The 938-nt window shown below is 66.3% G+C and carries 2 protein-coding genes; both read left to right on the plus strand.

Features of this window, described 5'->3' with window-relative positions:
- Positions 1-373 (plus strand): IS66-like element accessory protein TnpA (gene tnpA / locus JT360_RS33195; RefSeq protein ID WP_214477690.1); only part of this gene is annotated, 373 nt, incomplete at its 5' end.
- The gene (gene tnpB / locus JT360_RS33200; RefSeq protein ID WP_214477693.1) at positions 370-726 is read left to right on the plus strand and encodes an IS66 family insertion sequence element accessory protein TnpB; all 357 of its coding nucleotides are present in this window, start codon (positions 370-372) and stop codon (positions 724-726) included. The genes tnpA and tnpB, both read left to right, overlap by 4 nt.
- The last annotated feature ends 212 nt before the right edge of the window (positions 727-938 follow it).

Here is a 938-nt window from a genome sequence, read left to right on the forward strand (position 1 = left end):
CGGTGCTGGCGGTCGGCGTCATTGGTCGGTGGATGACAAGGCGCGGATCATCGCGGAGACGCTGGAGCCGAACGCAATCATTTCCGAGGTCGCCCGTCGGTATGGCCTTAGGCCGCAGCAGGTCTTCGCCTGGCGCCGGGAAGCGCGCAAACAGGCCGCTTCGGTGCAGCAAGATTCTCCTGCCTTTGTGCCGGCGGTTTTGGCGGCGGCGGAACCTGTAGCCAGCCGTTCACCGAAGCAGCGGAAACGGCAAGCCACCCGAGATGCCGGCATGATCGAGCTTGAGATCGACGGCATCGCGATGCGCGTCGGCCGGGGCGCCGATACCAAGACGGTGGCCGCAGTGATCCGCGCGCTGAAGGCGACGTCGTGATCGGGCCGACGGGTGCGGTCAAGGTCATGGTGGCGACGAAGCCGGTCGACTTCCGCAAGGGTGCGGAGGGATTGGCGGCGCTGGTGCGAGAGACGACGGGGGCCGATCCGTTCAGCGGGGCCGTTTACGTCTTCCGGGCGAAGCGGACTGACCGGATCAAGCTGATCTTCTGGGATGGCACCGGGGTCTGCCTCTATGCCAAGCGTTTGGAGGATGGGGAGTTCCGCTGGCCGAAAGTGCATGACGGCATGATGCGGCTCACGGCCGCGCAGCTCTCGGCGCTGCTTGAAGGGCTTGACTGGCGGCGGGTCCACGAGGCGCGCCGGACCCGCGTTCCAGCCCAGGCCGGCTGACCCGCGACGAAGTGAATCAGCCTGGATTCCGCTGTCGCGGGCTGTCGGTGAATATGGTCTGATCCTGTCATGGCGATGACGGCGGACCAGCTTCCCGACGATCCGGACGCGCTGAAGGCGATGGTCCTGGCGCGCGACGCCGAGAATGCCCGTCTGATCCAGATCATCAAGGAATTGCAGCGTCACCGCTTCGGCCGGCGTGCCGAGACGCT

Source organism: Mesorhizobium sp. dw_380, assembly GCF_018588885.1.
Classification (GTDB): domain Bacteria; phylum Pseudomonadota; class Alphaproteobacteria; order Rhizobiales; family Rhizobiaceae; genus Mesorhizobium.